The 2,797-nt window shown below is 42.3% G+C and carries 4 protein-coding genes and 1 pseudogene; all 5 read left to right on the forward strand.

The window, feature by feature from the left end; all coding sequences use genetic code 11:
- The coding region (locus QTN95_RS20085) for an RHS repeat-associated core domain-containing protein (protein ID WP_331418757.1) at positions 1–698 on the forward strand (698 nt) is incomplete at its 5' end.
- Between the two features lie 11 nt (positions 699–709).
- Entirely contained in the window at positions 710–1,081 is a 372-nt protein-coding gene (locus tag QTN95_RS20090) for a hypothetical protein (protein ID WP_331418758.1), read from the forward strand.
- A gap of 249 nt (positions 1,082–1,330) precedes the next feature.
- A complete protein-coding gene (locus tag QTN95_RS20095) occupies positions 1,331–1,861 on the forward strand; it encodes an RHS repeat-associated core domain-containing protein (protein WP_331418759.1) in 531 nt (176 codons plus the stop codon).
- 307 nt (positions 1,862–2,168) lie between these two features.
- Complete coding sequence (locus tag QTN95_RS20100) at positions 2,169–2,486, forward strand: hypothetical protein (protein WP_331418760.1); 318 nt, start codon at positions 2,169–2,171, stop codon at positions 2,484–2,486.
- A 162-nt stretch (positions 2,487–2,648) separates the two neighbouring features.
- Positions 2,649–2,797 (forward strand): annotated as a pseudogene (locus QTN95_RS20105) (transposase); the annotation flags it as partial.

A 2,797-nucleotide genomic window follows, 5' to 3' on the forward strand; every position in this document is an offset into this window, starting at 1 on the left:
ACATCATCTGGCGGGGGCAACACGAACTCTGGGGCAGCTACAAGCACCAACATCTACAAGGCCTCACCAAACAATACTTTGAAGACGCCGCCAACGACCCAATAGAGTGTGATTTACGTTACCAAGGCCAACTTTACGACCGAGAAACAGGGCTTTACTACAACCGGCACCGTTATTATGATACAGACAGCGGGCAGTATTTAAGCTCAGACCCCATCGGCATGGCGGGTGGTTTAAGACCACAAGCGTATGTGCACAATCCGATGGACTGGGTGGATCCGTTTGGGTTGGCAAGATATCCGGGAGTAGATTTTACTGGCTCAGGCGCACTATACCCAGTATCTAATGGTCAGAAAAATATCGTGAAAATTAAAATGAAGGGAAGCAGGGGACTTGATTTCAAAGCCGCAAACGAAGCTGCCGGATTTAAGAGTCAAGCTGGCAATTATACACAAAGATCTCATCCATCAGGTTATACATGGCACCATTTAGACGACTATGATCCTGTCACAAACACCACTACAATGCAGCTCGTAGAAACATCAGCTCATGAAGCAACATCAGCTCATGAAGCAACATTCCCTCATTCTGGATCTGTAAGTCAGTTTGAAGAACATCATGGAGTAAAATATGGTTCCAGTGAAGCCAAACAAATAACAAAATCTTATGATAATAAACCACCTAAGTGTATTAAATAAGGATTATTGAAATGGACTACGACGTTACCGATGAAGGTGTAGAATGCACAATTAATATTGGTGAAAAAGACATGGTAACGGTCATTTTTGCTGACGTATTCGAACTAAATGATACTTGCAAAGTATGGATTAGTGAGCTTACTAAAAACTGGTACCAATCAACTAAAAACATTGAAGAGCATATATCGGAATATTTAAATAGAGTTTATTCCAAAGATTCAAAGGATTACGAACTAGAGCATATCTATATATATGTTGAAGATGATATTGGGACATTTGGGTTAATGTTCAGGCTAGAAATTGATATAGAGCATGGTCTAGGGATAAAATTTGAAGATTTTGAGATTAAAAAGGTTGGTTCTGCCGATATTGCCTTCGTTTAAGGACCAAAAAGCCTGAAAACCCTAATGCAAGAACGAACCGAGGCGGTAACAACATAAACGATCAGATTAGGGACATTCATTTACAGATTTTGATTTCATGCCGAAGCCTCGTTACAAAACCACGAACGCTGGCGTTACCGTTATGATCCTTTTGGAAGGCGAATCGCAAAAGAGTGCGATCAAAGCCAAACCAAACACGCTAACCTGCATTACCTGTGGGATGGCGACAACCTGATTCAGCAGCAGAAAGTGTGTGCGGATGGCACGGCGCTCAGCACCATTGAATGGGTGTATGAACCCGACAGTTTTAGGCCGCTGGCGCAAATCAATACCGATAATGTGCATGGCACCTCGGCGCTCAGCTATGTGGTCACCGACCACGCCGGCACACCGCGCGAGCTATGCAGCGAGCAAGGCCACATCATCTGGCGGGGGCAACACGAACTCTGGGGCAGCTACAAGCACCAACATCTACAAGGCCTCACCAAACAATACTTTGAAGACGCCGCCAACCACCCAATAGAGTGTGATTTACGTTACCAAGGCCAATTTTACGACCGAGAAACAGGGCTTTACTACAACCGGCACCGTTATTATGATACAGACAGCGGGCAGTATTTAAGCTCTGACCCCATCGGCATGGCGGGTGGTTTAAGACCACAAGCGTATGTGCACAATCCGATGGACTGGGTTGATCCGTTTGGGTTGGTGGGGGCAGCGCATGGAGATGAACCGAAGCGACCGCTGGACTGGGGGGGGCAAGGATCCCCAAGGTCTTAGCAGAAAGGACCATGTGCGCAGACATGATGTGGATGACCCAAGCAGAAACACTGCCCATGGTGTATTTAATGACAACTCAATTAATCAAACAGCTGATGCTTGGAAACGAGCTAAAGAAACAGGAATTCAGCCACAAGTACAAGGAAATAGATTAGTTTACGACATACCATCTCCAAACGCAGGAATTCAAGGAGGTAACCCTTCTCTCCCAGGACATGGTCAAAATCTAAATACAATTCGAATAGTAACAGAATTAGGCTCAAATTGAGTAATAACAGCTTTTCCCAAATAGGATTAAAATTGTACGATGAAAAATGTATTTTTCTTAAATCATGATTATAACATGCATGAAAGACAAAGTGATGGAGTAGAGCTCTGTACAATCCCAGAGTTTTTTGACAACAAAATTTATTTTTATTGCAGTGAATATGTGATGTTTTGGGACAAAATTGAAGATGTTGGAGATTTTGACAAATGCTGCAATTTTAAACTTAAAGGAAAAATACTCCCAGCTACTCTTGAAGAAATTTGTTCCGCAAAATTATGTAATTATATTGACTCCGTTAAAGAATATACTATAGAAAATAGTAAAATTTTGGAAATAAAGTATATTAATCTCAAATAATTTCGAGGTTATATACTGAGGAATCCCCTGATGATTTAGATAAAAATCATCAAGTTAAGGTAGATGCACATCTTGTCATGTGATCAAATGGTTTCGCCAAAAAACAACAACCAAACCACAAGATGCGCGAACTCAATATCTTACATGATTCTCTCTACCAATTCTGACCTGGCGAGCATTTTACCTTCCTCTGTGACCCCACTCATTATCAGTGATGCTGGATTTAAAGTGCCATGGTACAAGTCTGTTGAAGAGCACGGATGGTACTGGCTGAGTCGAGTAAGAGGTAAAGTACAATTTGCTGAACTCGG

Origin of the sequence: Vibrio sp. M260112, assembly GCF_036533775.1 — a bacterium.
In the GTDB taxonomy this organism is placed as follows: Bacteria; Pseudomonadota; Gammaproteobacteria; order Enterobacterales; family Vibrionaceae; genus Vibrio.

Coding starts and splice junctions, on each gene's coding strand:
- QTN95_RS20090 (WP_331418758.1), top strand. CDS start 710: ATGGACTACGACGTTACCGATGAAGGTGTAGAATGCACAATTAATATT.
- QTN95_RS20100 (WP_331418760.1), top strand. CDS start 2,169: ATGAAAAATGTATTTTTCTTAAATCATGATTATAACATGCATGAAAGA.